Below are 23,732 nucleotides of genomic sequence, written 5' to 3'. Positions count from 1 at the left end.
TGGTCGCGGATCGCGATACGGTGTGACAGACTGCGTCATCGCACGAAAAGGTTACGCGGGAGGTCTCCATGCTTCCGAAGGCTGAAGCGGCATATTTCGCGATTGCCGACATTTCCGGCTATACCAACTTCCTCGCGGCGGTCGAGCTCGACCATGCACAGGACATCATCGCCGATTTCATGGACGTGGTGGTGAAAGGGCTGCGCCCGCCGTTTCGCCTCGCCAAGTTCGAGGGCGACGCCGCCTTCGTCTACTCGACCGGGACAATCGACGGCTCGCTGCTGCAGGACGCGATCGAGGGCGCTTATTTCAAATTCCGCCGGCGCCTGCGCGACGTTCGCCAGGCCTCGACCTGCGAGTGCAAGGCCTGCGTCGCGATGGGCGATCTCGATTTCAAATTCGTCGTCCATCACGGCGAGATGGTGAAGCAGAAGATGGGCGGCAGGGAAGAGCTCGCCGGGCGCGACGTCATTCTGGTCCACCGGCTGCTCAAGAACACGGTGGGCGAGAAGGTCGGCGGGCGCGCCTACGCGCTCTACAGCGACGCGGCGATCCGTGCCATGGGCGTCGACCCGGCGGCACAAGGTCTGATCCCGCATCAGGAAACCATCGACATCATCGGCGATGTGACGCTGTGGGCGCGCGATCTCGAGGCGGCGTGGCGCCACGACGACGCGCAAATGCGGATGGAGGTGACGCGCGAAGACGCCTACGCGATACTGGAGTTCGACATCGCCGCGCCGCGGCAGACGGTGTGGGAGTTCATCACCGTGCCCGGGCATTGGCAGAAATGGTGGGACGCCGACGACATCGTCGAGGAGTCAGGCAAGGGGCGACGCGGTGTCGGCACCAAGAATCATTGTGCGCACGGCAACCATACCAACGTCGAGGAGACGCTCGACTGGCGTCCGGTCGATTACTTCACGGTCGGCATCACGCTGCCGGTGCCCGGAGCGCCGCGCATCATCATGACCCGGGCCGTTCTCGACGGCCCGGACGGAACGTCCCGTTTCGAGCTGCGGATCGCCAAGCCGAAGCCGAAGGACCGGGCGTTCCTCGATGGCGCCGCGGCCAAATTCGCCGAACGGATGACCCAGGCGGTGGCCGGCCTGCGATCGATGGTGGAAGGCAAGCAGCCTGCCGTTGACGCTGTGGAGGAGCCGACGCCGGCGCGATCGAGCGGGCGCTTCCTGAGCGAGCCGGTGAAATCGGGCGCACGCGGCTGAAGGTCAGCGAGAAGGGGCGCCGGTTACTTGCCGGAGCGCGGCAGCTCGCTGTTGTCGCGGATCGCGGCGCGGACCTTGGCCATGGTCGTGGTGCAGTATTCCTCGCGCTCCCTGAGGAAACGCTGCTGCTGCGCGCGGAAACTGGCAACACGCTCCCGCACCTCGGATCCGAAGTCGCCGCTGATGTCGAGCTTGGCAAATTGCGGCGGCTGCGCCGGCGGCGGCGGGACTTCGACGACGGTCACCGTCAAAGGCGGCGGCGCGGGCGGCAGGCCCTCGAGCACGGTCGGCACCGGCAGCGGCGGCGGCATGACCACCCTTTGGACCTCGGCCGCAGGCTTGATTTCCGGAGCCGGCTTTGCCTCCAAGGCGGGCTTTGCCTCCAAGACTGGCTTTGTCTCAAGGGCTGGCTCGACCATGGTCGCCGTGGTGGCGGGCAGCGGGGCAGCCGCTGGCGGCACGGCGGTCCGCGGGGCAGGCGTCGGCAGCTCGGCGTCGGGCAGCTTGCCCTTCACCGACTGTACGAAAGCCATTGTCTGCGCGATCAGGAGATCGCGTTCCTTCATCCACTTCATGGCGCACCCTGAGCGCGCGGATTGCATCAGAGCAACCCCGCGGAAGCAAGCACTCGCAATCATGATGGTTGACGAAGACGCCTGTTTTGCAGGCACGGTGACAAAATTGTGACGTGCGCGGGCGCGAGGACGGTCAGCGCTGGCGGGGATTGGTGTTCGGGACGAACGGGGTACCGACGATCCGGACCCGCGTCTGGGTCAGTGCTTGGCTTGGGACCGGGGCCTGATTCGCGGCCGGCCGGGGCGCGGCGTTGGCCGGCGCGGGCGCCGGATCGAGCAGGGCGACGATGCCGGCAGCGGCCACGCTCAGCAGCGTGAAGCTGCCCAGAAGCATCAAATTGCGGTTGGTCTCGCGTACCCTCATGCGGGGAAAATCGCGTGAGGGGGCATAATGTTCCGAACAAATCCTCAGGCGTTTTCGCGCGGTTTGACATCAATCTTGAGAAAGTGCGTCAGGAGCAGACCTGAGAGCTCAAGTCGGGAGTCCACCAGCCCGGTGTGCCGGCGGGAGCGGGCGGGTCAGCCTAGTGAGCCATCGCCTCGACGGGGGCCGGTTCGATGCTGCGGGCCTCGATCAGGTCGGCGTAGCGGCCATACTCCTCGGCCATTTCGAGCAGCTTTTCACGCACCGCGGCGTCGGTGACCTGGCGGGCCAGCCGTCGCGCCTGATCGGACTGGAAGCGATAATGGGCTGTGTCGGACATCGTAGGCTCCTCACACATGTGTAAGGGCCGTCCGGCAAAGGTTCATCAAGACGTCATTGAAGGGAAGGCGTCATGAAGCGAAGGCGTTATTGAAGGGTGTTGGACCGATCGGTCGTCGTAGCCGCGACCGGATGGCCGGCCTTGTCCTCGCGGACCTCGACCTCGAACCAACCCATCTCCTTCAGCTCGCGCGCCTTCTTCTCGGCCGCGTCTTCGCTGTCGCGCTTCAGCACGATTTGGCTGGTGCCATCCCGGGCAAGGATCAAATAGGTCATTGGCTGAGTCCCATCCCTCATTCTGCATACCGCGTTTTGGGCTGCAAGGACAGAAACAAGGCAACGGATGGGTGATGCTACGGGGATGATCCCACGATTCCTGCCAGGGAGCAGGGTGTCCGGCTGGTTCCCGACCGCTGTCGACATTGACCAGCTACTGATCGCCGATATCCGAGACGCGCTTGAGACCGGCGCAAGCTTGATAGGTCAGCTGTCCGCCGTCGGCGTCCAGCGGCAGGCTTACGAGTTGCGTTTCGCAAAGCGCACTGAGATGACGGACATCATCCTGCTTTGCTTGCGAACTGCCGAGCAAGGCTCTCTCGATGAGTCGCCGCCGCCTTGCGTGTTTCCGCAAGTGCCGTCGGTGATGCCTGGCATCTGGTGGAGACCGGAAGACTACGGCTTCCGTTAAACGTTGTGGGTAATCCAAGCGAGGCTCTTTGATTGAGCCGCAAATACGTGCTCGGCTTCGATCAAGGACAATGCGCGGCGCAAGCCGTGTAGATCCGCATGGAGGACTCGATGCCCAGGCACTTCGGTTTGAAGGCGACATCGCCGGCAGGACGGTCGACGTTCACGGGATCATCAAGAGATTTGCAGCAACGGACCGCGTCGGCATCTGCGTCGAAGAATCGTGCTTCGGTCAGTTCGCCGGCATCGAAGCCCGCTTCGCCATGCTCGGAGCTGCCGTATTCTCCTACGAGCTGGCGGGGTTGCTGCGGTCGACGGTCGATCTCGGCCGACTGAAGCTGCGCGCGACGAGGCGTGGCTGAGCAGTCTTCATAGCTCGGACGGCTCGTGCTTTTTGTCGCGCTTCAGGTCCATGCGATCGATGCGTGCATCGATCAATCGATTCAGTCTCTCGTCCCGCAGCGTGTCCTTCCTGAACAGCCCGCCATGCAGGCGATAGGCGAGGAGGAGCAGGGCAACAGCAACGCCGACGAGATAATAGGACCAGTCCATAGTCAGAACCGCGCCTGGCAGTGTGCATTGTGAAACAGCGAGTCTCGGCAACCGTGCCAGGCAGCGCTAACGGCGGCTCGCCAGCATCACCGCAAGGTCAGCTCAATTGGCGCCCGCCAGGATGAACAGATTATTGTAGACGGGCAGTGCAATGAAGGCGACCACATAAGCCACTTGGCGTTCGCTGTTGCCGTGCCAGAGCAACCATATCACGAGGTAGGTTAGGCCCAGCTTGGCAATAAGCCACCATTCACCGAGCCACTCCTGGGTGAGCCACATGAACGGGTTCAGTTCGCCCATTCCCCGCTGCAAGATCTCGTTGGTGGTGATGAGATCCGAGTAGCCCATCAGCAGGGCGCAGACCAACAGCATTGCCTTCAGGAACGACGTCCTCGCCCGCAACTGCTTTTCCGTCATCCGGTCCCTGCCCGAAATCCGCTTGTGGCTCCCTGTTGAGCAATTTTGCGGGATGTTTTCGGCGAGTGCAAGCCTCCACGCCCCGGTTATCCAACGCCCGCCCTCCAAACCAACTAGGTTGGGTACCCCCTACCGGGGGACGGTCAATCGACCGGTCTCAATGATTTTCGCGAAAAACTGGTGCCGGCTGAGGGGATTGAACCCCCGACCTTCAGTTTACAAAACTGCTGCTCTACCGCTGAGCTAAGCCGGCGACATGGGTATGATTTGCGCGCTCGCATAGCAGACTTGGTGCGCCGGGGCCAGAACCTGAAGACCAGAACCCGAAGGCCCAGAACCCGGGAGATCCGGATCGACCGCTTCGCCTCCACCGGCTCGGCGGCAAAAAAAGGCGGCCCGAAGGCCGCCTTTTGCACATCAGTGTTTAGCCTGAGCTACTGGCAGGGATGCCGCAGGCCGTCGCTGCCGCGGAACCAGGTGCCGGGGGTGCAGACAAAGCCGTTTTGCCGGGCATATTCCGCGCCGCCGATCGGGGCGGTGGCGATCGCGGCGGCTGTTCCGACGGCGCCACCGACCACGCCGCCCACCACACCGGCTGCAGCGTCGACGGGCCCGAAGGGGCCGGGGTCATACCGGTTGTAGCTGCCCTGCCAGTCGCGGTCACGCCGGTCGGAGCGGTGGTGGTAGGTGGTGCGGGTCGTGCCCGCAGCCATCGCCTGGCATCGGGCATCCGGAGTTGCGTTCGAGCAGCGTGCGGGCGTGCCGATGGTCTGCTGCGCCATTACGGGGCTCGCAAGCGCCGCGGCGACGAGCGCGACAGCGCCAACGATCTTAAGCTGTGTCATGCGAGATCTCCTCTTGCCGTAGTGCAGAGCTAATCTCGCTGTGCCGTGCCTGTTCCGGCGCGGTCTTGCCCTGCGTTCAAACCAGTGTGAAGTTCCCAAACGCGCGCGCACGATGCGTTCCGGATCATGCGCTTTTGAAGGGAATTCGATGCACGCACGCGACATCGACTACGCCGCCGGCGACGCCAATTTGCGCGGCTATCTTGCGTTCAAGGACCGCGGCGTAAAGCGTCCCGGCGTGCTGGTATTCCACGAAGGGCTCGGGCTCGGCGATTTCACGATGGAGCGGGCGCGCAGGCTTGCCGAGCACGGCTATGTGGCGCTTGCCGCCGACATGTTCGGCGAGCGGCGGCAGGCCGCCGATCTGCAGCAGGCGATGGCGCTGATCGGTCATTTGCGCACAAGCCCTGCCACGCTCCGCGCACGGGCCCGCGCCGCGCTCGCGACGCTCACGGCATTGCCCGAGGTCGACGCTACCCGTTGCGCGGCGATCGGCTTCTGCTTCGGCGGCACGGTCGTGCTCGAGCTCGCGCGCGACGGCGCGGACCTCAAGGCCGTCGTCAGCTTCCATGGCGTGCTCTCGACCACGCAGCCTGCGGCAGCGGGTGCGGTGAGGGCGAGCGTGCTGGTCTTGACCGGGGCCGATGATCCGCTGGCGCCGTCCGACCAGGTCGTGGCGTTCGAGAACGAGATGCGCGCCGCCAAGGTTGCCGACTGGCAGGTGATCAGCTACGGCAACACGCTGCACGGCTTCACCAACCCGTCCGCCGACGGCTCGATCATGAAGTCGGCGCTCTACGACGCGCGGGCCGACCGCCGCTCCTGGGCGGCGATGCAAGGCCTGTTTGACGAGGTGCTGGTTTGACGAGATGCCGGCCTGACAAGATCGGCGATGTGGTGTTTGATCTGCCGTCACGCGCCGGCGCGGGGGATTGATGTTCGGAATCTTGAGTCTTGGCTTTCTGCTCGGCATGCAGCATGCGCTGGAGCCGGATCACATCGCGGCGGTGTCGAGCATCGCGGCGCGGCGCACCCATGTCGGTGACATCGTCAAGCACGGCCTGACCTGGGGCCTCGGTCACACGCTCACGCTGTTCGTCTTCGCCGGCGCCGCGATCCTGCTCGGGCACGCGATCCCCGAGACGGTCGCGCAGCCGATCGAGACCGCGGTCGGCATCATGCTGGTCGGCCTCGGCGCGCATGTGTGGTGGCGGCTGTGGCGCGATCGCGTACACTTCCACACCCATTCGCATGGCGATGGCATGACGCATTTCCACGCCCACAGTCACGCCGGCGAAACCAGCTCGCACGTCCGCACGGCGCACAGCCACGCCCATGGCTTCCGCTGGCGCACGCTGCTGGTCGGTCTGATGCACGGCATGGCGGGCTCGGCGGCGCTGTTGGTGCTAACGGTGTCGCAGGCCCCAAACCCGGTGATCGGGCTCGGCTATGTCGCGCTGTTCGGCGTCGGCTCGATGATCGGGATGGGCGTGCTGTCCAGTGTGATCGCGGTGCCGCTCGCGGCCTCCGCACGCTGGCTGACCTGGGCCAATCGCGGCCTGCAAATGGCGGTCGGCGCGGTCACCATGGCGATCGGCATCCACGCGATCATCGAGAACGCGTTCACCTGACGCATACGCACCCAGAACCGCCGTTAACGATTCCTGATCCCGCACGGCCGCATTGACCTGATGCGGATGCTTACGCGTTAGGCTTACCGCCAGTTTGGCCTGCGTCCTTAACCCTTCCGCCAAGCCGTTGGATTAGGCTGCGGGTGGAACAATTCGGGACGCTGGGTGAACATGCGCGGAAGTCTTGCGCTGACGATATTGGCTGCGATGACCTCGACGGCGCTGGCCGGCGGCGGCTTCGACATCGTCGTGCCCAATCGCCCCGGCGTGCCCATCATCATCAATGGCGTCGACGCGTCCTACGCCGTGGTCGAAAGCGCGATGGGGCTGGCCCGCAACGACTCGATGGTGCCGACCGTCTATGGCGGCCGCCCGATCGATCCCCAGCCGAATGTCGGCCACTATTATCCGAGCCTCGGCCACATGCCGGGTTACGGCCGCCTCGAGATCGAGCCGCCGGCCAACCGCCGCCTGCCGCAGCCGGCCGAGAGTTATCATCAATCGTGGGGGGCGCAATCCGCGCCGCTCCCGGCACAGTCCAACGTGCCGGTCGATCCGCCGCCGGTGATCTACGCGCCGCAGTTCAACGGGCCGCGGCCGCTGCCCGGACCGGTCCCGCGGCCACCGCGTCCCCGAGGCCCCTAAATCAACTGTCCCAAATCAACAGCCCCTCGCGGGGCGCCTTCATAGCCACCAAGAGCTACGCGACGAACAGAGAGACCATCAGGAGAGAGTAATGCGTCAAATGATCAAAGGACTGATTGCGGCCGTGGCCGTCATGGTGACCGCGCCCGCAATGGCGTGCGGTTTCAACCCTTGCGGTGCGCCGGTTTATGCCGCGCCTGCCGTGACCTATGGCTGCGGGGGCTGCGGTGGCTACGGCTACGGCTATGGCGGTTACGGCGCGGTCGAACGGCTGCCCGACCCGGATGCGGCCTACCCCGACGCAGCGCAGCAGTACTATTACGTCAACCAGGGACCGAGCTACACCGGTCCGGGCAATTGGGCGCCGCGCCCGTACTACCGCCAAGGCTATGGCCGCCCGTATTACGGCTATCGCCACTACGGCTACCGCCATCACTATCGGCCCTACCGTCCGCACTACGGCTATCGCTACGGCTACGCGCCGCATCGCTACGGCCATCCGGTGCTGCGCCGCTACTACTGATCCAACGATCGTCGACGAGATATCAGCGCCCGTTCGCGTCAAGCGAGCGGGCGTTTTCGCTTACATCAGCCCGAGCCGGCTGGCGCCGATATAGAGCGCGAGCACACAGGCGTTCGACACGTTGAGGCTCTTGATCTCGCCGGGCATGTCGAGGCGGGCGACGACGCGGCAGGTCTCGCGCGTCAATTGCCGCAAGCCCTTGCCTTCGGCGCCGAGCACCAGCGCGAGCGGCTGTTGCAATGCCACCTTGCCGAGATCCTCGGAGCCCTCGCTGTCGAGGCCGACGGTCTGGAAGCCGTGGTCGTTCAGTTCGTTGAGCGCGCGTGCCAGATTCTGCACGGTGATCATCGGCACCAGCTCGAGCGCGCCGGACGCGGACTTCGCCAGCACGCCGGTCGCCTCCGGGCTGTGGCGGGCGGTGGTGACGATCGCCTTCACCGCAAACGCCGCGGCCGAGCGCAGGATGGCGCCGACATTGTGCGGATCGGTGATCTGGTCGAGCACCAGCACGATGCCCTCCTGCGCCAGCGTGTCGATGCCGGGCGAGGGCAGGGGTTCGGCCTCCGCCAACAGGCCCTGATGCACGGCATCGGGGGTGAGGCGCCGGTCGATATCGCCGGGCCGGACGAGCTCCGGGGTGACCCGGGTTGCGATGTTTTCGTCGGCGAGGCGCTTGGCGGCGTTCTCGGTGAGGTAAAGCTTGCGGATCTGGCGGTCCGGGTTGGCAAGCGCCGCCGCCACCGTGTGCCAGCCATACAGAATCACCGGTCCGTCGGAACCGGATTCGCGCTCGCGCCGGGCCGGCGGGCGGCCGAATTTCGGCCCTTTTTGGAAGGGTTTACCGCCCTTGCCTCGGAAATTGGGTTTGCGGTCGCGATCGCTCATGTGAGGCTTGTGTCACGGGTGTCGCAGAATGGCAATTTAACCGGCAAATTGCGCGCCGGCTTGGTTGACTTTGGGGACCGCCTTCGCCCATAAACGCGCCCGACCGCGCACCCGTTTCGGGTCGGCCGGTTATCAGCGTCATTTCGATGACCCGGTCCGCCGCCACTCGCGCGGCCGGTTCGACGCTGTTGGACGGGGGAGTGTCCCGAGTGGCAAAGGGAGCTGACTGTAAATCAGCCGCCTCATGGCTTCGCAGGTTCGAGTCCTGCCTCCCCCACCACGCTTCGCCCTGACGGGCTACGCGTGGCGCAGCCACGCCCGGCCCGTCAGGGCAAAGCGTGTCCGGCGTAGCTTGAGCGCGAGCGAAAGCGAAGACGGACTGGCCAAGGGCCTCGCTTCCACGAACTTCAACTCGACACGTTCCTCCCATTTCGCTGGGCATGCCGACAAGGCGTCTCGCGCCGCCACCACGACTCACCCCCGCAACCCACGCCGCAGCAGCTTGGCGAAATCCTGCGCCATCTGGGACGGCGCTTCGTGCGTCGGGGAGAGGATCGCGATCTGGTACTGGATCTTCGGCTTGAACGGGCGGATGGCGAGGCCGTCGGTAAAGGGCTTGCTCACCACGGGATCGACGATGCCGACGCCGCGGCCCTCGGCGACGAGCTGGCACGCGGTCGAGAAGAACTCGGTCTCCGCCACCACGTTCCAGCGCGCGCCATATTCGGAGAAGGCGGATGCCAGTTGCTGGTAGATCGGATCGCCGCGAAACAGCGTGACGAACGGGACGCCGTTGAGGTCGTCAGGGGTGATCTGCTTCAGCTTCGCGAGCGGATGCGCATGCGGCAGCATGCACACGCACTCATACGAGAACACCTCCATGTGCGAGGTCGGATAATCCAGCGGCAGCTCGGCGACCGCGAGATCGAATTGCTGCGTCGAGATCAGCTCGCGGACGGTCGCGGAATTGCGCGTGATGATCTTGATCTGCAGTTCGGGCTTGCCCCTGGCGAACTGCGACAGCAGGCGCGGCAGCAGGTTGATCGAAATGCTCGGATAGGCCGCGATCGCGAGGTGACCGCGCCGCCCGGACCTGATCTCGGCCGCAACGCGCGACGCGTTCTCGGCGGCTTCGAGGGCGCGCGCCGCCTCGACATAGAACAGCTTGGCTTCCGGGGTCGGTTGCAGGCGGCCGCCGCGGCGCAGGAAGAGATTGAGGCCGGTCTCGTGCTCGAGGCCCGCGATCATCGTGCTGATGCCGGGCTGCGACATGCCGAGCAGTTCGGCCGCCCTGGTCATCGTGCCGTGGAGCATCAGGGCGCGGAAGCATTCGAGCTGTCTGAGGCGCATGGGTCGACTATACGAATCTGCTATAATGGACACAATTAATATTATTAGGATTACATGACGAGCGGTGCTCCAATGGCGCAACGAGCCATTGAGGAGGCACCAAATGACCGCAGCAACCATCGATCTGACCCGCGCCCGTCTGATTCCGGCCCGCAACGGCGTGGCGGCGCGCCTCGATGCGGGAGAGACGGTGATGGTCGTCAACACCCATGGCAAGCAGGTGGTCGATACCTGGGCGTTCAATGCCCGCGACACCGGCGAGTTCATGTCGATGGAGCATAGCCGCGCATCGATGCTGCGGCTCGTTCCGCGCGTGGGCGACACGCTGACCACCAACCGGCGCCGCGCGATCCTCACCTTGGTCGCCGACACCACGCCGGGGATCCACGACACCTTGATCGCGGCCTGCGACATTCACCGCTATCGCGAGCTCGGCGCCGCCGGCCATCACGACAATTGCACACAGAACCTGGCGCACGCGCTCGAGGCGGTCGGCCTGTCGGCTGCGGTGACGCCGGCGCCGCTCAATCTGTTCATGAATGTGCCCGTCGCCGACCATGGACAACTGGACTTCAAGCCTCCCGTCAGCGAGGCCGGGCAGTATGTGGCGCTGCGTGCCGAGATGGATCTCGTCATCGTGTTTTCCGCCTGTCCGCAGGACATGGTGCCGGTGAACGACATGCGGCCGACCGACGCTCACTTCCTCATCGCCTGATCCTGTCAGCGCGGAGAACCGATCATGCGCAAACTGCCGCCGCTCAATGCCGTCCGTGCGTTCGAAGCCGCTGCGCGCCACGAGAGCTTCACCGCCGCCGCCAATGAGCTCTGTGTCACGGTGACGGCGATCAGCCACCAGGTCCGGCAACTCGAGGCGATTCTCGGACACAAGCTGTTCGAACGCTCCGGCCGCGCGGTCGTGCTGACCGCGGAGGGCCACGCGGTGTTCCCCATGCTGCGCGACGGCTTCGACCGCATGGCGAGCGCGTTTGCCGCGATCCGTCCGCCGACCGACGGCAATGCGATCACGGTATCGACCACGCGCGCCTTCGCCGAGCGCTGGCTGATGCCGCGGCTCGCGCGCTTCAACGCGGCGTTTCCGCACCTCGTCGTCCACATCGATGCGACCGAGGAGGTGCGGACGCCGGGCGCCGACGGCGTCGATCTGGCGATCCGCTACGGCCGCGCTGACCGCGCCGGCGAGACGTCGGTGCTGTTCAGCGATCGCTACATTGCGGTTGCGGCGAGCGCGATTTGTCCGCCCGGTGCTCGTCTTGGCATTGACGATGTCCGCTCGCGCTCGCTGCTGGCCTACCGCTGGAAGAACGCCACGCTGGATTCGCCGGCGTGGTCGGCCTGGCTCGCGGGGGCCGATCATGATCCCGGCCGGGACTTTCGCATCTCCTGGTACAGCGAGGAGCCGCTGGCGTTGCACGCCGCCGAGCGCGGGCTCGGACCGCTGTTGTGCAGCGATGCGCTGGTGGACGAGCAATTGCGTCAGGGCACGTTGCGCCGGCTCGATGGCCCCGCACTTGCGGGCTTCGCCTATCGTCTCGTCGATGCGCCGAGTGCCGCCCGGCGCAAAGCGGTGACGGCGTTCATCGACTGGCTGCGAGCCGAGGCGGCCACCTTTCGTGCAGCTCCCGAACAGGTCATGACACGGGCTGCGTGAAGTAGGGCAGGGTCTCGACGCGGACCTGATAGGTGCCTGCCTCGACCAGGCCGTCGAGATGCGCGGCGATGTCCTCGAGCGATGCGAACCAGACCTTGCGCTCGGCAACGATCTCTTCGAGCCAGCGCTCCACGACGCGCCAGCGGGCAAGTCGGCCGGTGAGGAACGGGTGCCAGATCCCCATCCAGAATCCGCCGGCCTCATAGGCCGCCTCGAACTCCTCGAACGAGGCGGCAAGGCCCTCGCTCGGCGATTTGACCGGCATCATGTAGCCGATCTCCGCGTAATGGGCGAAGGGCGGCCAGTCGTCCGATCCCCAGTGCGGCGGCATCTCGTAGAGCGACCCGCGCGCCGTGCGCATCTGGTACGGGATGTCGTCGGCCATCAGCGACGAATCGTAGACAAAGCCGTGCTCGATCAGGAGATCGATCGTGGTCTGGTTGGCGTTGTAGACCGGCGCGCGGTAGCCGCGCGGCTTGCGCCCGGTCATCGCGACGTGAATGCCGAGCGCGCGTTCGAAGGCCTCGCGCTGCTCGGCCGAGGAAATCTCCGTCGGGTCCTCATGGATGTAGCCGTGATGGCCGATCTCGTGGCCCGCCTTAAGGATCGCCTCCACCGCATCCGGATAGCGCTGCATGGTCCAGGCCGGCATGAAGAACGATTGCTTCAGGCCGAGGCGGCGATAGGTTTCCAGGATGCGCGGCACGCCGACGGTCGGCCCGTATCGTCCCATCGTGATCGGATAGAGCCGGTCGAACGAATCCTTCGGCCGGGCGATGTGGATGAGACTGTCGGCGTCGACGTCGAACGTGATCGCACAGGCGCAACGCGCCCCGTTCGGCCAGGGGATGGGATTGCGGATCATCGGATCATCCTCGTGCAGCCGGCGGACAGCGGCGCATCATTCCGCGGCCACACTAACAGGCCCGTCGATTCCAAGACACTGCCGGACCAGCACCGGAATCGCGGCGGAGGCGTCGGCGAGCGAGCGCCGGTAGCGGTCATCGTTGAACTCCTGATAGTCGACCGCGATCAGATGGCTCTCCTGCACCCCGAGATAGTGCGCGCAGGTGAAGATGTGGGTCTCCAGATGGTTCATGGTCTCCCGCACCCCGCCGGGGCCGAAGCCGAATTCGCCGCGCGAGCTCAGCACCACCAGCGCCTTGCCGCGCATGATCGGCTCGAGCGGAAAGTCGCCGCGCGCGAGATCGAAGCTGAAGGTCTTGTCGATGCGGATCACCTTGTCGAACCACGACTTCAACGCCGCCGGCATGCCGTAATTGTGCATCGGCGCCCCGATGACGATCACATTGGCGCGTTCAAGCTCGTCGATCAGTTCGTCGGAGAGACGAAGTTCGTCGTGCTGCTCCGCCGTGCGGTCGCCGGGCGCGGTGAAGGCGGCAGCGACCCACGCCTCAGTGATGAGCGGCGGCGGGTTGCGGCCGACATCGCGCGAAATGATGGTGGCGCTGGGCTCGTGCGTCAGCCAGTGCTCGACAAACGATTTGGAGAGTTTCCGGCTGACCGAACGGTCGCCGCGCGGGCTGGCATCGATATGCAGAAGTGTCGTCATCCCTGGCCTCGGCTGATTGGGAGCAATGCGTTGGCCCCACAATGACCAAATGCCGGGTTCGGTGTGATTGACGAATCCGGCAGCTGAGTTGAGAAAATCTCAACAGTGAAGCAGCGCGCCATAGTGACGCGATCATCGGGCCCGGTCGCGGCGCGATCTGTTGCCATTCGGCACCCAAACTTCACTCTCGATGTCGTCTCAACCCGGCTTGAGGATTTCTCATTATCGCCTCAGCGCTGCCTGCTGCTCAGATACCCCATCCCGGCCCAAACCAATGCGCCGGACAACGGGGGAAACATGTTGCTCAAGCAGACACAGCTTCCGGCGCAGGATGAGGCCGGCTTCGATGCCCACGGAATTGAACCGGTGCCGGCGGCGCACCGCACCTCGTCATCGTTCGATCAGTTCTGGATCTGGACCGGCGCGAACATCGCGCCGATCAACTGGGTGCTGGGCGCGCTCGGAATCCAGCTCGGCCTCAGCCTGCTGCAAACGCTTGCCGTCATCGTCGTCGGCAATCTGTTCGGTGCGGCGCTGTTTGCCGCCTTCTGCCTGATGGGACATCGCACCGGCGTGCCGCAGATGGTGCTGGGCCGGCTGGCGTTCGGCCGCCGCGGCGCCTATCTGCCGGCACTGGCGCAGGTGCTGATGCCGATGGGATGGGTCGCGATCAACACCTGGATCGTGCTCGACCTCTGCATGGCGGCGCTGGAGCGGATGGGGATCGGCGGCGGCGTCGAGCTCAAATACGCGATCGCGGTGCTGGTGATGCTGTTCCAGATCGCCATCGCGGCCTGGGGCTTCAATGCCATCAAGGTGTTCGAGCGCTACACCATGCCGTTCATCCTCTTGATCATGGCGGTCATGACCGCGCTCGCTTTCCTGCGCGTCGATATCAAGTGGCAGGCCTCGACCGTAACCGGCATGCCGGCATTCGCCGCGGCGACGCAATTGATGACCGCGATCGGCATCGGCTGGGGCATTTCGTGGCTGACCTATGCGTCGGACTATACGCGGTTCACCAGGCCCTCGCTCGGTGCCGCCAAGGTGTTTCGGGCGACATTCCTCGGCATGTTCCTGCCGACGGTCTGGCTCGCTTTTCTCGGTGCGGCCATTGCGTCGGCCGGCGCCGGCTCCGATCCGTCGAAGCTAATCATCGCGGCCTTCGGCACGATGGCGCTGCCGGTGCTGCTGGTGCTGCTCCACGGCCCGATTGCGACCAATATCGTCGTGATCTATTCAGCGGCGCTGTCGTCGCTGGCACTCGATCTGCGGCGGCCGCGCTGGGTGATCTCGGTGCTGTCCGGCCTGATCGCCTCCGCGATCCTGTACGGCTTCCTGCAGTCGGGCGATTTTGCCCATGCCTTCGACAATTTCATGGTCGCCCTGATCGTCTGGATCAGCCCATGGGCCGGCGTGACGCTCGCGGACTTCTATTTGGTGCGACGCGGCCGGATCGATGTCAGTTCGCTCTACGAGGAGCCGGGCCGGGATCGTGATTTCAACTGGGCGGGACTGATCGCCTTTGCTGCCGGCTTCGCGGCGGCGTGGGCCTTCCAGATGGGCACGATCAAGGCCATGCAGGGCCCGCTTGCGTTGGCGACCGGCGGGGTGGATCTGTCGTGGCTCACCGGCATCGGTGTCGCGATGGTGAGCTACCTTGCCCTGCATCGGCTGTTTGGACGTCCGCTGGCACGGAGCGTCCCGTCGCCGGCCGCGGACGCCGCGTCGATCGAACCCGCGCCCACGTCGACCTGACAGGGGCGAACACGTTCCACCGCCTTACACCACCCTCGCAATCATCACCCGTCGGGTTCGTTGGTCGACGGCCGATGACCCCGACGCCTAGGCGCCCGACGGATCTTCACGCTTATGCTTCGAGAACATGCGACAAACGGGTAGGCCAGAAGGGCCAGATAGCCGGAGGGCATCGGATGATCGATGCCGAATGTCTTCGGCTTCTACCTCTCCGGACGCTACATGCGTCCCGTGGAGCTATCTCCTAAGGCTTTGAACGAGGAGCTTGTTGTTCAATTGTTGTAAAACGGCGTCTAGGTTGCCCTTAGTTTCGTAGCCGATCCCGGTTCTTCCCACATAGCGATATTCCGTGCGCGCTGGAGTCACTATGACGGTCTTCTTCCTTTTCACGAGATTGGGGCCGCTTGAATCGATCTCATCCACCTGCTTGGTCACTGCTTTGATATGCACGGGTTGGAAAATCTTCTCGAAGTCACCTGGACTCATCTCGACCATCGCGATGTCGAGCGAGTTGGTCAGCTTTGCTTCGTATGAGATGCCAGCCTTTATCGAGCCACCGCTGAAGGCCCAGTTCGGAGTTACGCCGGCGTTCAAGGTGGTAAGAAAATCGAGCGTGTATCCAATCGACTTATCTTTGCCCGTGAATGGCAAAGCCTGACCGAAGCCAGCACTTGCCTCGGCCGCCTGCTGAACCTTGAGTTGATCTTCGAAGACGCGGACAATCCACTCAGCCAGGCCGAGATTACCTTCGAGCAAGATGCCGACAGGAATGTTTCTACAGTCGTGGAGTGCAGCTTCTGCGAACGCCGTGTAAACGTTGGACAGTGCAGTACGCTTGGCATTGAGGCTTGCACCAGCAGATATCTCAAGAGGGCTTAGACTACCAAATGGTCCGATCGCCGAACCTGATGGGGCTATTCCTCCCGTGGTGTCTACCAACATAGACAACGTCACGGCCGCGGCCCATCTGCTTAGGTCCGGGAAAACGTGCTTGCCAGACGCATCAACCCTGCTGCCAAGTTCTTTGTAGGCTCGCCCAATCTCGCATTTCACTCGAGTTTCGACGAGCGCTAGTGAAACACCATCAGCTTGCTCGGTAGGCAAGGTTGCGCAGCCAGCCGTCACCGCGCAGCAAAATGCTGCGACTGCAAATCGACTAAACATAATGGTTGTCCCCAAAGTATGAAACTAGGGTTCCACAACTATTGATAGTGCGCAAGCGATTTCTCGCTTGATCCGAAGCCGCTGCAAGCGGATATGCAAGGGTGCTGCTCGCCGCCAACTCGTGTGAGGGGGTAAGAGAGTGCGATCCGGCTCAAGGCGAACTGCCGGTAGATGTCCAGTGAGGGAAGGCAGCCCGATGCCAAGAGGGCGAAGATGGGTTACATCTGACGCGATCAGTGCCGCCCATTCACTCCATCCGTGCGAACAGCTCCACCAATGTCTCGCGCAGCCAGCGCTGCGCGGGGACGGTGTCGTTGCGCTGGTGCCAGAACAGGCTGACGATGCGCGGCGGCGCCGGCAGCGGCACCGGCACCGCATGCAGATGCGGTGCGTGGCGGGACTGCGCGCTGAGATCGCGCGGCAGCACCGCGATCAGGTCGGACTGGCGGACGATCTCGTAGGCGGCGTTGTAGTGATTGACGGTCGTGACCAGATTGCGCGACAGCCCGCGCGAGGCGAGGAACTGGTCGTAGGTCGGCAGCGTCTTGCCGGCGAGGCTGACATCGACGTGCTTGGCGTTGAGGAAGCTGCGCGCGTTGAGCCGCTTCCTGTTCGCCAGCGGATGATCCCGCCGCATCATGCAGGCATATTCGACGGTCCATAACGAGCGCGAGCGGATTGCGGCCGGCGGCTGCTGCGCCTCGTTGACATAGACGCTCAGCACGCAATCGACCCGGTTGTCCTCGAGCCGGTCGCCGATCTCCAGGATGGTGTTCGGCAAGGTGTGGATGCGCGCGGACGGCGCGATTTCGCCGAAGCGGTTGATGAGCCGCGGCATCACCAGCGAGGACACGTAATCCGACATCGACAGGCTGAACTCGGCCTCGGTGCGCCGCGGATCGAAAGCGTCCTCGTCGAGCGCGTGGCGGACGTGTTCCAGCGCATCGCCGATCGGCTGCCACAGCGCCACCGCGCGCTGCGTCGGGCGGATCCCGCTGGCTGATCGTACGAACAGGGGATCGCCGAGCGCGTCGCGCAAGCGGGCGAGGGCGTTGCTGACGGCGGGCTGGGTCATCGTCAGCGCGCTCGCCGCGCGCGTGACGCTGCCCTCGGTCATCAGTGCCTCGAAGACTTTCAGCAGATTGAGGTCGAGCGTGCGGAAGGACACGAGCAATATTCACAATGGTGATGTGCCAGATAACAATTATAAATTATTCCCATAATACCGATTTGTCTATCATTCCCCCGGACTGACCTCGCGGCGCGTGCCGACCGCGGGGCGGAGGGGGGCTATTTCATGTCGATGATTTCGGCGCGCATCGAGCGCCTGCCGTTCGCGCGTTTCCATGTGCACCTGCTGCTGATGGGCGGCCTGGGCTATCTGTTCGACGCGATGGACGCCGCCGTGCTGGCGTTCATCCTGCCGGTGCTGCGCACCGCCTGGGGGCTCAGCAATGTCGAGACCGGCGTGCTCGGCAGCAGCACCTTCGTCGGCTATCTGTTCGGCGCGCTGCTCGCGGGGACGCTGGGCGACCTGATCGGCCGCCGTGCGGTGATGATGTCGGCGCTCGCGCTCTACAGCGTGGCTTCGCTGGTGAGCGCGACAGTGGACAGTTGGCCGGCATTCTTCGCCGCGCGCGTCGTCGCCGGCATGGGCACCGGTGCGGAAAGCGCGATCATCGCGCCATATCTCGCGGAATTCGTGGCGCGGCGTTACCGCGGCGCCTTCACCGGCGCGCTCGCCGGCTTCTTCTCGTTCGGCTTCGTCGCAGCTGCCTTGCTCGGCTATTTCATCGTGCCGGCCTACGAGAACGGCTGGCGCATCGTGCTCGTCATCACCGCCATCCCTGTCGTGATGCTGCTGTGGTGGCGCCGGTCGCTGCCGGAATCGCCGCGCTGGCTGGAAAGCCGCGGCAGGGTGAAAGAAGCCGAGGCGGTGCTCGACAAGGTCGAGGCGAGCTTCGCGCGGGAGGGCCGCGTGCTGCCGGCGCCAGTCGCCGAGCCCGCTGCGCCTGCCGTATCGTCGGGAACGCTGCTGAGCAATTTTGCGGCGCTGCTGGCCGGCCGCCAGGCGCGGATCACCACCATGACCTGGATCATGTGGCTGTCGATCACGTTCAGCTATTATTCCTTCTTCGTCTGGATTCCCGGCCTGCTGGTGCAGAACGGCATGAGCATCACCAAGAGTTTCGGCTATTCGCTCGCGATGTATTGCGCGCAGGTGCCCGGCTATTTCACCGCCGCTTTCTTCAACGAGCGGATCGGCCGGCAGTCCACGATCGCGACCTACATGATCCTCGGCGGCGCCAGCGCGCTCGGGCTCGCCTTTGCCGCGAGCGACGGGCAGATCATGACGGCCGGCCTGCTGCTGTCGTTCTTCATGAACGGTACCTATGCCGGCGTCTATGCCTACACGGCCGAAGTGTTTCCGACGGCGATCAGGACCACGGGGGCAGGGCTCGCGTCCGCCATCGGCCGCATCGGCGCGATCATTGCCCCGATCCTGGTCGGCTACCTCTATCCGAACTTTGGTTTCGCCGGCGTGTTCGGCGTCACCACGACCGTGCTGTTGATCGGCGCCGTCACCGTCGTGCTGATGGGCGTGCCGACGCGCGGCCGATCGCTGGAAGACATCGCAAGCGAAGCCGCGTGATCACGCGGGCTACGTTCTGACAGGAGACCCTTATGTCCACGACCCTCTTCAAGAATGCCGCGTTGCTCGATCCGCTGCGGTCCGATCTGCTCGAAGGACATCACGTGCTGGTCGAGGATCGCCTGATCAAGGAGGTGTCCGACCGGCCGATCGAGGCCTCGGCCGATCGCATCATCGACCTCAAGGGCAAGACCCTGATGCCCGGCCTGATCGACCTGCATGTGCATGCGGTCGCCGTCGAGCTCGACCTGTCGCAACAGGCGCGGATGGCCAACGTGCTGGTGACGCTGCGCTCGACCATGCTGCTGCGAGGCATGCTGAAGCGCGGCTTCACCACGGTCCGCGATGCCGGCGGCGCAGGCTACGCGCTCAAGCAGGCGATCGACACCGGCCTGACCGATGGTCCGAGGCTGTTCGTCTCCGGCCGCGCGCTGAGCCAGACCGGCGGCCATGGCGACGGACGCGCACGCTCCGACTATCTGGCCGACCCGACCTGCTCCTGCTGCGTGCGGGTCGGCGCGATCGCGCGCGTCGTCGACGGCGTCGATGCGGTGCGCAAGGCGGTGCGCGAGGAACTGCAGATGGGCGCCGACCAGATCAAGATCATGGCGTCCGGCGGCGTTGCATCACCCACCGATCCGATCGGCGCCTACGGCTATTCCGAGGACGAGATCCGCGCCATCGTCGCGGAGGCGAAGGCGCGGCACACCTATGTGCTGGCCCATGCCTACACTGCGGAAGCGATCGAGCGCGCGGTGCGCTGCGGCGTGCGCACCATCGAGCACGGCAATCTGGTCGACCTGCCGACCGCGCGCCTGATGGCGGAGCAGGGCGCTTACGTGGTGCCGACGCTCGTCACATATGAGGCGTTGGCCACCGAAGGCGCCAAATACGGCCTGCCGGCGGCGAGCGTCGCCAAGGTCGCCGACGTGCGCGACGCCGGCTTGCGCTCGCTCGCGATCTATCGCGAGGCCGGCGTCAAGATGGGGTACGGCAGCGATCTGCTCGGCCCGTCGCAGCGGCTGCAGAGCGAGGAGTTCCGGATCCGGGCCGAATTGTTGGGCCCGCAGGCGGTGATCGCGAGCGCGACCATTATCGGCGCCGAGGTGCTCGGCATGGAAGGCAAGCTCGGCCGCATCGCGCCGGAGGCCTTTGCCGACCTGCTGGTAGTAGAGGGCAATCCGCTGCGCGATGTCACCTGCCTGCTTGGGCAGGGCGAGCACATCCCGCTGGTCATGAAGGCCGGCAAGGCCGAAGTCGACAGGCTGGGCGGGTAGGACAGGAAGAGGTCGGGCCGAACCGATCCTGCGACAGGCTCCTGAACGCTCCCGCAAGCGGGCAGGTCGATCGCATATGGCTATCGGCCACGTCCCATGGCCTGGCTCGGCACGATTTCTGAATAATAGAAGAATGCCACTGATTTGCCCGACGAGTCAAGTTGCCCTATCCGCCGGCTACTTTGCATGGGGTTGTTTTCGATATTTTGGCACCACGTCCATGCGACGGCAGGCTATCGCATTTGGCTATCTTATGACCGTCCGGCCTCTCCACACCACGCGGAGGCCCGCGGTGCCCTTCGAGGGGCTCGGGCAGGCCGACTAGCTCGATCACGATACCGCAGGCGGCGTTGACGTGGCCGGGCGGAAGCACGACATACCGGTTGCCGACCCCACCCGCCGCTCCGGAGCCAGCCATGAACGCGCCCAACATCGATTCCGCCCCGCCGCAGTCCGACGGCGACGTTGTGAGTTGGTTGACCAACCAGACGCGCGACCAGCGCTTCATCGACAATATCTTCGCCGAGCTTTGCATCCGGCTGCAGGGCGCGGGCATTCCGCTCAAGCGGGCGACGATGAACCTCCTGATCCAGCATCCGCAATGGCTCGGCGCCCGGATCATCTGGGCCGACGGGAAACGCGAGGCCGAGATCACGCGGATCGACTACGATGTCCAGCAGCGCTCGGAATATATCGGCAGTCCGGTCTACGAAATCCATCAGGGTGCCGACGAGGTGCGCGAGAAGCTCGAACGTGACCCGTCGCAGGGCCGCAAGCACGCGCTCTATGACGACATGCGGGCGCAGGGCCTGACCGATTATGTGGCCTGGCCGCTGCTGCATACGCTCGGCAAGCGGCATGTCGTGACCTTCGCGACCGATCGTGCCGGCGGTTTCGATGATGCGCAGATCGCCAGCCTGAAGACGGTGCTGCCGGTGCTGGCGCTGGTCAGCGAGATCCGGATGAAGAACCGCCTGGCGCGGACGCTGCTCGAAACCTATGTCGGCGCGCATGCCGGCGAGCTGATCCTGGCCGGCGCGACGCGGCGGGGCAGCGGCACGACGGTGCGCGCCGCGATCATGATCTGCGACTTGCGGGATTTCACCCGGATCTCGGACTCCTGGCCGCGCGATGACGTGATCGATCTGCTGAACGACTATTTCGACGCGATGTCGGAGCCGATTGCGCGGCATGGCGGGGAAATCCTGAAATTCATCGGCGACGGTCTGCTCGCCATTTTCCCGCTCAGCGATCCCAAGGCCTGCGCCAACCTGCTGCATGCGGTAGCCGAGGCGCGGCTGGCGATGGCGGCGCTCAGCGAACGGAACGGCATGATGGGCCGGGCGCCGATGAATTACGGCATCGGCGTCCATGTCGGCGACGTCATGTACGGCAATATCGGATCGCGCACCCGGCTCGACTTCACCGTGATCGGCCCCGCCGTGAACATGGCCTCGCGGCTCGAAGCGCTCACCAAGCAGTTGAAGAAGACGGTGCTGCTGTCCCGCGCCTTTGCGGACCTGGTCGAGCACGATTTCGCGCTCGAGCATGTCGGCGAGCATCCGGTGCGCGGTTTCAGCGAGCCGATCGAGCTGTTTGCCTATAGCGGCTGAAGAATCTCAGGCTGGCGTCGCCTGCTGCGCCGGCGCAGCCCGATCGATGAATCCCTTGGCGAGGGCGTGATAGACGCCTTCCTTGCAGATCAGGCGCGAGCTCGCATGCGCGATCAGGGCCGCGGCCATCAGCGGCACGACCATGGCGTGATTGTCGGTCATCTCGGTGACGATCACGAAGGCCGTAATCGGGGCCTGAACCACGCCGGCAAAATACGAGACCATGCCGAGCAGCATGATGGCCGCAAGCGGCGCGCCGTGAAACAGCGGCGCGATGTTGGAGCCGAGCCCGGCGCCGACCGCGAGGGAGGGCGCGAAGATGCCGCCCGGCATGCCGCTGATCGAGGCGAATGTGGTGGCCAGGAATTTCCACACGCTGAAGCTCGCGGGCAATTGTGATCCGGCTTCGAGCGCGGATTTGACCTGCTGATATCCCGTGCCGTAGATCGCGCCGTCGGAAGCGATCCCGCCGCATATCGCCGCCGCAAATCCGCAGATCGCGGCAAAGCCGACCGGGTAACGCTTGATCGTGCGTCCGACCGGATTGGCAAATCCGCGCGCCATGGCGATCAGGATGCGGCTGAACAGGCCACCTGCCAGACCTCCGGCCACGCCGCACAGCGGCACCGCGAGCCAGTCGGCGCCGTTGCGCAGCGCCGTCGCACTGGTGCCGAAATAGGTGTAATTGCCCATCAGTGCGAGCGAGGTCAGGCCGGCGGCGATCACCGCGCCGATGATCAGGCTGGAGGTTCGCGTCTCGAAGGCGCGGCTCATTTCCTCGATGCCGAACACGATCCCGGCCAGCGGGGTGTTGAAGGCTGCCGCGACGCCCGCGGCAGCACCGGCGAGGATCAAGCCGGGCTGGCGCCGGGGCGAGAAGCGGCCGAGCGCAAACATGATCGACGCGCCGATCTGCACCGTCGGTCCCTCGCGCCCGACCGACGCGCCGCACAGCAGGCCGAACAAGGTCAGCAGAATCTTGCCGGCGGCAATGCGCAGCGAAACCAGGCTTTCGCGCGCGGTCTGGTCGGTCAAATGGCGTGCGGCAATGGCCTGCGGGATGCCGCTGCCCTGCGCGTTCTGAAAAAAGCGATTGGTCAGGTAGACCGACAGCGCGAAGCCTATCGGCGTCAGCACCAGCGAGGCATAGCGGACATGCGACACCAGTGCCGCAAAAGCGACCTGCGCCAGATCCGCGAGCTGTGCGAGCGCGACAGCTGCCGCACCGACCGCGATGCCGCCCAGCAGGAAGATGGCCCGGCGCTGCCAGCGCGCGGAAACGATTCTGAACAGCCGCCTCTGGCGGTTGGAGGGGAAGCCCATTCTGACGCAATTCCGGCTGATGTCGTGTCCGGTCCGGACGGATCACATCATTCCTAGCACGCGTCGATGGTGGGCGAAGCTCAACAAATCAGCAAGGCATGCCCGCGCAGCCGCCACATGCCGAAGATGAAATCTGTGATTTTCCGCGCGCGGCAGATGTCCTGCCGTCTATCTCCGGCTCCGCTGTTTCCTTGGAAACAGCCGATCGCGGATGTAGCGCGAGGTTGCCGTCAGGCGAAGTCCGCGGGGCTTCTGCCAGGCGGCACGGTCGATCTCCTTCTTGTCGCCGATCGCCAGCCGTCCCTTGGCGTTCTTGGCGATGAAGATCGCATCGCTCATCTTGCGGCCGGAACGCTTGTTCTTGGCCGTCACTTCCTTCCACAGGCTGAGCCTGCCGAGCTTGAGCTTCGGCAGCTCTTCCTTGATCTCACGCTTCAGGCAGTCCTTGCCGGTCTCGCGCGCACGCCTGCGGCCGCCGGGGAACATCCACAGCCCGTCAGACCGACGTCGGACCAGAAGGACCTTGCCGCGCTTCGCGGCAACCAGTTTGGAAGACTTCGTCATGTACTGCGCAATGATCGAAACAGAATCGATCCCATCTTAATTTGTCTATTTGAGTAGACAAGTTCCAAGGGCGAATTGTTCCACAGTCATGTGTCGGCG

Annotated in this window: 28 protein-coding genes and 2 tRNA genes; 14 read left to right on the top strand and 16 right to left on the bottom strand. The window is 64.8% G+C overall.

Annotated features, from left to right (window positions below; genetic code table 11):
- Positions 1–68 precede the first annotated feature (68 nt).
- A complete protein-coding gene (locus ACOIX3_RS24700) occupies positions 69–1,226 on the top strand; it encodes a DUF2652 domain-containing protein (RefSeq protein WP_420964662.1) in 1,158 nt (385 codons plus the stop codon).
- A gap of 23 nt (positions 1,227–1,249) precedes the next feature.
- Here the strand turns inward: ACOIX3_RS24700 and ACOIX3_RS24695 are convergent, their stop codons facing one another.
- The 4 genes from ACOIX3_RS24695 to ACOIX3_RS24680 all read right to left on the bottom strand — a co-directional run bounded on the left by ACOIX3_RS24695 (position 1,250) and on the right by ACOIX3_RS24680 (position 2,780).
- Positions 1,250–1,801, bottom strand: coding sequence for a hypothetical protein (locus ACOIX3_RS24695; RefSeq protein WP_420964661.1), 552 nt, complete (start codon positions 1,799–1,801; stop codon positions 1,250–1,252).
- Between the two features lie 133 nt (positions 1,802–1,934).
- On the bottom strand, positions 1,935–2,165 hold the full coding sequence (locus tag ACOIX3_RS24690) for a hypothetical protein (RefSeq protein WP_420964660.1): 231 nt from the start codon (positions 2,163–2,165) through the stop codon (positions 1,935–1,937).
- Positions 2,166–2,325: 160 nt separating this feature from the next.
- Positions 2,326–2,505: a hypothetical protein gene (locus ACOIX3_RS24685; protein WP_420964659.1), complete on the bottom strand. Its 180-nt coding sequence runs from the start codon at positions 2,503–2,505 to the stop codon at positions 2,326–2,328.
- An 86-nt stretch (positions 2,506–2,591) separates the two neighbouring features.
- Positions 2,592–2,780, bottom strand: coding sequence for a hypothetical protein (locus ACOIX3_RS24680; protein WP_420964658.1), 189 nt, complete (start codon positions 2,778–2,780; stop codon positions 2,592–2,594).
- 115 nt (positions 2,781–2,895) lie between these two features.
- Here ACOIX3_RS24680 and ACOIX3_RS24675 point away from each other — a divergent pair, with 115 nt between their 5' ends.
- Together ACOIX3_RS24675 and ACOIX3_RS24670 are read left to right on the top strand one after the other, a co-directional pair.
- The gene (locus ACOIX3_RS24675; RefSeq protein ID WP_420964657.1) at positions 2,896–3,192 is read left to right on the top strand and encodes a hypothetical protein; all 297 of its coding nucleotides are present in this window, start codon (positions 2,896–2,898) and stop codon (positions 3,190–3,192) included.
- A 70-nt stretch (positions 3,193–3,262) separates the two neighbouring features.
- Positions 3,263–3,553 carry a hypothetical protein gene (locus ACOIX3_RS24670; RefSeq protein ID WP_420964656.1) on the top strand — a complete coding sequence of 97 codons (291 nt, stop codon included), beginning with the start codon at positions 3,263–3,265 and terminating at the stop codon, positions 3,551–3,553.
- A 7-nt stretch (positions 3,554–3,560) separates the two neighbouring features.
- Here the strand turns inward: ACOIX3_RS24670 and ACOIX3_RS24665 are convergent, their stop codons facing one another.
- The 4 genes from ACOIX3_RS24665 to ACOIX3_RS24650 all read right to left on the bottom strand — a co-directional run bounded on the left by ACOIX3_RS24665 (position 3,561) and on the right by ACOIX3_RS24650 (position 5,005).
- Positions 3,561–3,743 (bottom strand): hypothetical protein, encoded by a 183-nt coding sequence (locus ACOIX3_RS24665; RefSeq protein ID WP_420964655.1) that lies wholly within the window; start codon positions 3,741–3,743, stop codon positions 3,561–3,563.
- Between the two features lie 102 nt (positions 3,744–3,845).
- Complete coding sequence (locus tag ACOIX3_RS24660; RefSeq protein WP_224924475.1) at positions 3,846–4,160, bottom strand: DUF5658 family protein; 315 nt, start codon at positions 4,158–4,160, stop codon at positions 3,846–3,848.
- Between the two features lie 178 nt (positions 4,161–4,338).
- A tRNA-Thr gene (locus ACOIX3_RS24655) sits at positions 4,339–4,413 on the bottom strand.
- A 181-nt stretch (positions 4,414–4,594) separates the two neighbouring features.
- Positions 4,595–5,005 carry a hypothetical protein gene (locus ACOIX3_RS24650; RefSeq protein WP_420964654.1) on the bottom strand — a complete coding sequence of 137 codons (411 nt, stop codon included), beginning with the start codon at positions 5,003–5,005 and terminating at the stop codon, positions 4,595–4,597.
- Positions 5,006–5,153: 148 nt separating this feature from the next.
- Here ACOIX3_RS24650 and ACOIX3_RS24645 point away from each other — a divergent pair, with 148 nt between their 5' ends.
- The 4 genes from ACOIX3_RS24645 (at position 5,154) to ACOIX3_RS24630 (ending at position 7,804) form a co-directional block, all read left to right on the top strand.
- Positions 5,154–5,870, top strand: a complete 717-nt coding sequence (locus ACOIX3_RS24645; RefSeq protein ID WP_420964653.1) for a dienelactone hydrolase family protein — start codon at positions 5,154–5,156, stop codon at positions 5,868–5,870.
- Positions 5,871–5,940: 70 nt separating this feature from the next.
- Positions 5,941–6,636, top strand: a complete 696-nt coding sequence (locus tag ACOIX3_RS24640; RefSeq protein ID WP_420964652.1) for an urease accessory protein — start codon at positions 5,941–5,943, stop codon at positions 6,634–6,636.
- A 171-nt stretch (positions 6,637–6,807) separates the two neighbouring features.
- The gene (locus tag ACOIX3_RS24635) at positions 6,808–7,281 is read left to right on the top strand and encodes a hypothetical protein (RefSeq protein WP_420964651.1); all 474 of its coding nucleotides are present in this window, start codon (positions 6,808–6,810) and stop codon (positions 7,279–7,281) included.
- Positions 7,282–7,372: 91 nt separating this feature from the next.
- On the top strand, positions 7,373–7,804 hold the full coding sequence (locus ACOIX3_RS24630) for a hypothetical protein (RefSeq protein WP_171947621.1): 432 nt from the start codon (positions 7,373–7,375) through the stop codon (positions 7,802–7,804).
- 60 nt (positions 7,805–7,864) lie between these two features.
- Here ACOIX3_RS24630 and rlmB read toward each other — a convergent pair whose 3' ends face one another.
- Positions 7,865–8,689 carry a 23S rRNA (guanosine(2251)-2'-O)-methyltransferase RlmB gene (gene rlmB, locus ACOIX3_RS24625; protein WP_420964650.1) on the bottom strand — a complete coding sequence of 275 codons (825 nt, stop codon included), beginning with the start codon at positions 8,687–8,689 and terminating at the stop codon, positions 7,865–7,867.
- Between the two features lie 194 nt (positions 8,690–8,883).
- On the opposite strand from rlmB, the gene ACOIX3_RS24620 reads away from it, so the two are divergent.
- Positions 8,884–8,969 (top strand) — tRNA-Tyr (locus tag ACOIX3_RS24620).
- Positions 8,970–9,163: 194 nt separating this feature from the next.
- Here ACOIX3_RS24620 and ACOIX3_RS24615 read toward each other — a convergent pair.
- Positions 9,164–10,039 (bottom strand): LysR family transcriptional regulator, encoded by an 876-nt coding sequence (locus tag ACOIX3_RS24615; protein WP_420964649.1) that lies wholly within the window; start codon positions 10,037–10,039, stop codon positions 9,164–9,166.
- 103 nt (positions 10,040–10,142) lie between these two features.
- Between ACOIX3_RS24615 and ACOIX3_RS24610 the strand changes: the two genes are divergently transcribed.
- On the top strand, positions 10,143–10,754 hold the full coding sequence (locus tag ACOIX3_RS24610; RefSeq protein WP_420964648.1) for a DUF1989 domain-containing protein: 612 nt from the start codon (positions 10,143–10,145) through the stop codon (positions 10,752–10,754).
- 24 nt (positions 10,755–10,778) lie between these two features.
- Entirely contained in the window at positions 10,779–11,708 is a 930-nt protein-coding gene (locus ACOIX3_RS24605; RefSeq protein ID WP_420964647.1) for a LysR substrate-binding domain-containing protein, read from the top strand.
- Here the strand turns inward: ACOIX3_RS24605 and ACOIX3_RS24600 are convergent.
- Together ACOIX3_RS24600 and ACOIX3_RS24595 are read right to left on the bottom strand one after the other, a co-directional pair.
- Complete coding sequence (locus ACOIX3_RS24600) at positions 11,689–12,573, bottom strand: polysaccharide deacetylase family protein (protein WP_420964646.1); 885 nt, start codon at positions 12,571–12,573, stop codon at positions 11,689–11,691. The two genes, ACOIX3_RS24605 and ACOIX3_RS24600, sit on opposite strands and share 20 nt — an antisense overlap.
- A 36-nt stretch (positions 12,574–12,609) precedes the next feature.
- A complete protein-coding gene (locus ACOIX3_RS24595) occupies positions 12,610–13,281 on the bottom strand; it encodes an FMN-dependent NADH-azoreductase (protein ID WP_420964645.1) in 672 nt (223 codons plus the stop codon).
- A gap of 297 nt (positions 13,282–13,578) precedes the next feature.
- On the opposite strand from ACOIX3_RS24595, the gene ACOIX3_RS24590 reads away from it, so the two are divergent.
- Positions 13,579–15,039: a purine-cytosine permease family protein gene (locus tag ACOIX3_RS24590; RefSeq protein WP_420964644.1), complete on the top strand. Its 1,461-nt coding sequence runs from the start codon at positions 13,579–13,581 to the stop codon at positions 15,037–15,039.
- Between the two features lie 237 nt (positions 15,040–15,276).
- Here ACOIX3_RS24590 and ACOIX3_RS24585 read toward each other — a convergent pair whose 3' ends face one another.
- A complete protein-coding gene (locus ACOIX3_RS24585; protein ID WP_420964643.1) occupies positions 15,277–16,203 on the bottom strand; it encodes a hypothetical protein in 927 nt (308 codons plus the stop codon).
- A 247-nt stretch (positions 16,204–16,450) separates the two neighbouring features.
- Complete coding sequence (locus ACOIX3_RS24580; protein WP_420964642.1) at positions 16,451–17,377, bottom strand: LysR family transcriptional regulator; 927 nt, start codon at positions 17,375–17,377, stop codon at positions 16,451–16,453.
- A gap of 123 nt (positions 17,378–17,500) precedes the next feature.
- Here ACOIX3_RS24580 and ACOIX3_RS24575 point away from each other — a divergent pair, with 123 nt between their 5' ends.
- From ACOIX3_RS24575 to ACOIX3_RS24565, 3 genes are all read left to right on the top strand, one after another.
- Positions 17,501–18,856, top strand: coding sequence for an MFS transporter (locus ACOIX3_RS24575; RefSeq protein ID WP_420964641.1), 1,356 nt, complete (start codon positions 17,501–17,503; stop codon positions 18,854–18,856).
- A 32-nt stretch (positions 18,857–18,888) separates the two neighbouring features.
- Positions 18,889–20,133, top strand: a complete 1,245-nt coding sequence (locus ACOIX3_RS24570) for an amidohydrolase family protein (RefSeq protein ID WP_420964640.1) — start codon at positions 18,889–18,891, stop codon at positions 20,131–20,133.
- A gap of 416 nt (positions 20,134–20,549) precedes the next feature.
- A complete protein-coding gene (locus ACOIX3_RS24565) occupies positions 20,550–21,746 on the top strand; it encodes an adenylate/guanylate cyclase domain-containing protein (RefSeq protein WP_420964639.1) in 1,197 nt (398 codons plus the stop codon).
- Positions 21,747–21,752: 6 nt separating this feature from the next.
- Here the strand turns inward: ACOIX3_RS24565 and ACOIX3_RS24560 are convergent, their stop codons facing one another.
- Positions 21,753–23,069 carry a chloride channel protein gene (locus ACOIX3_RS24560; protein ID WP_420964638.1) on the bottom strand — a complete coding sequence of 439 codons (1,317 nt, stop codon included), beginning with the start codon at positions 23,067–23,069 and terminating at the stop codon, positions 21,753–21,755.
- A 168-nt stretch (positions 23,070–23,237) separates the two neighbouring features.
- A complete protein-coding gene (locus ACOIX3_RS24555) occupies positions 23,238–23,633 on the bottom strand; it encodes an NUDIX hydrolase (RefSeq protein WP_420964637.1) in 396 nt (131 codons plus the stop codon).
- Between the last annotated feature and the right edge of the window lie 99 nt (positions 23,634–23,732).

Source organism: Bradyrhizobium sp. B120 (genome assembly GCF_049075665.1).
Classification (GTDB): Bacteria; Pseudomonadota; Alphaproteobacteria; order Rhizobiales; family Xanthobacteraceae; genus Bradyrhizobium.
The sequence above is the reverse complement of the archived record's forward strand: the minus strand, read 5'-3'. Positions and strand labels throughout refer to the sequence as shown.

Excerpts from the sequence above, each read along its gene's own strand:
- ACOIX3_RS24700 (WP_420964662.1), top strand. The coding sequence starts at position 69 with ATGCTTCCGAAGGCTGAAGCGGCATATTTCGCGATTGCCGACATTTCC.
- ACOIX3_RS24695 (WP_420964661.1), bottom strand. The coding sequence starts at position 1,801 with ATGAAGTGGATGAAGGAACGCGATCTCCTGATCGCGCAGACAATGGCT.
- ACOIX3_RS24690 (WP_420964660.1), bottom strand. The coding sequence starts at position 2,165 with ATGAGGGTACGCGAGACCAACCGCAATTTGATGCTTCTGGGCAGCTTC.
- ACOIX3_RS24685 (WP_420964659.1), bottom strand. The coding sequence starts at position 2,505 with ATGTCCGACACAGCCCATTATCGCTTCCAGTCCGATCAGGCGCGACGG.
- ACOIX3_RS24680 (WP_420964658.1), bottom strand. The coding sequence starts at position 2,780 with ATGACCTATTTGATCCTTGCCCGGGATGGCACCAGCCAAATCGTGCTG.
- ACOIX3_RS24670 (WP_420964656.1), top strand. The coding sequence starts at position 3,263 with ATGCGCGGCGCAAGCCGTGTAGATCCGCATGGAGGACTCGATGCCCAG.
- ACOIX3_RS24665 (WP_420964655.1), bottom strand. The coding sequence starts at position 3,743 with ATGGACTGGTCCTATTATCTCGTCGGCGTTGCTGTTGCCCTGCTCCTC.
- ACOIX3_RS24660 (WP_224924475.1), bottom strand. The coding sequence starts at position 4,160 with ATGACGGAAAAGCAGTTGCGGGCGAGGACGTCGTTCCTGAAGGCAATG.
- ACOIX3_RS24650 (WP_420964654.1), bottom strand. The coding sequence starts at position 5,005 with ATGACACAGCTTAAGATCGTTGGCGCTGTCGCGCTCGTCGCCGCGGCG.
- ACOIX3_RS24645 (WP_420964653.1), top strand. The coding sequence starts at position 5,154 with ATGCACGCACGCGACATCGACTACGCCGCCGGCGACGCCAATTTGCGC.
- ACOIX3_RS24640 (WP_420964652.1), top strand. The coding sequence starts at position 5,941 with ATGTTCGGAATCTTGAGTCTTGGCTTTCTGCTCGGCATGCAGCATGCG.
- ACOIX3_RS24635 (WP_420964651.1), top strand. The coding sequence starts at position 6,808 with ATGCGCGGAAGTCTTGCGCTGACGATATTGGCTGCGATGACCTCGACG.
- ACOIX3_RS24630 (WP_171947621.1), top strand. The coding sequence starts at position 7,373 with ATGCGTCAAATGATCAAAGGACTGATTGCGGCCGTGGCCGTCATGGTG.
- rlmB (WP_420964650.1), bottom strand. The coding sequence starts at position 8,689 with ATGAGCGATCGCGACCGCAAACCCAATTTCCGAGGCAAGGGCGGTAAA.
- ACOIX3_RS24615 (WP_420964649.1), bottom strand. The coding sequence starts at position 10,039 with ATGCGCCTCAGACAGCTCGAATGCTTCCGCGCCCTGATGCTCCACGGC.
- ACOIX3_RS24610 (WP_420964648.1), top strand. The coding sequence starts at position 10,143 with ATGACCGCAGCAACCATCGATCTGACCCGCGCCCGTCTGATTCCGGCC.
- ACOIX3_RS24605 (WP_420964647.1), top strand. The coding sequence starts at position 10,779 with ATGCGCAAACTGCCGCCGCTCAATGCCGTCCGTGCGTTCGAAGCCGCT.
- ACOIX3_RS24600 (WP_420964646.1), bottom strand. The coding sequence starts at position 12,573 with ATGATCCGCAATCCCATCCCCTGGCCGAACGGGGCGCGTTGCGCCTGT.
- ACOIX3_RS24595 (WP_420964645.1), bottom strand. The coding sequence starts at position 13,281 with ATGACGACACTTCTGCATATCGATGCCAGCCCGCGCGGCGACCGTTCG.
- ACOIX3_RS24590 (WP_420964644.1), top strand. The coding sequence starts at position 13,579 with ATGTTGCTCAAGCAGACACAGCTTCCGGCGCAGGATGAGGCCGGCTTC.
- ACOIX3_RS24585 (WP_420964643.1), bottom strand. The coding sequence starts at position 16,203 with ATGTTTAGTCGATTTGCAGTCGCAGCATTTTGCTGCGCGGTGACGGCT.
- ACOIX3_RS24575 (WP_420964641.1), top strand. The coding sequence starts at position 17,501 with ATGTCGATGATTTCGGCGCGCATCGAGCGCCTGCCGTTCGCGCGTTTC.
- ACOIX3_RS24570 (WP_420964640.1), top strand. The coding sequence starts at position 18,889 with ATGTCCACGACCCTCTTCAAGAATGCCGCGTTGCTCGATCCGCTGCGG.
- ACOIX3_RS24565 (WP_420964639.1), top strand. The coding sequence starts at position 20,550 with ATGAACGCGCCCAACATCGATTCCGCCCCGCCGCAGTCCGACGGCGAC.
- ACOIX3_RS24560 (WP_420964638.1), bottom strand. The coding sequence starts at position 23,069 with ATGGGCTTCCCCTCCAACCGCCAGAGGCGGCTGTTCAGAATCGTTTCC.
- ACOIX3_RS24555 (WP_420964637.1), bottom strand. The coding sequence starts at position 23,633 with ATGACGAAGTCTTCCAAACTGGTTGCCGCGAAGCGCGGCAAGGTCCTT.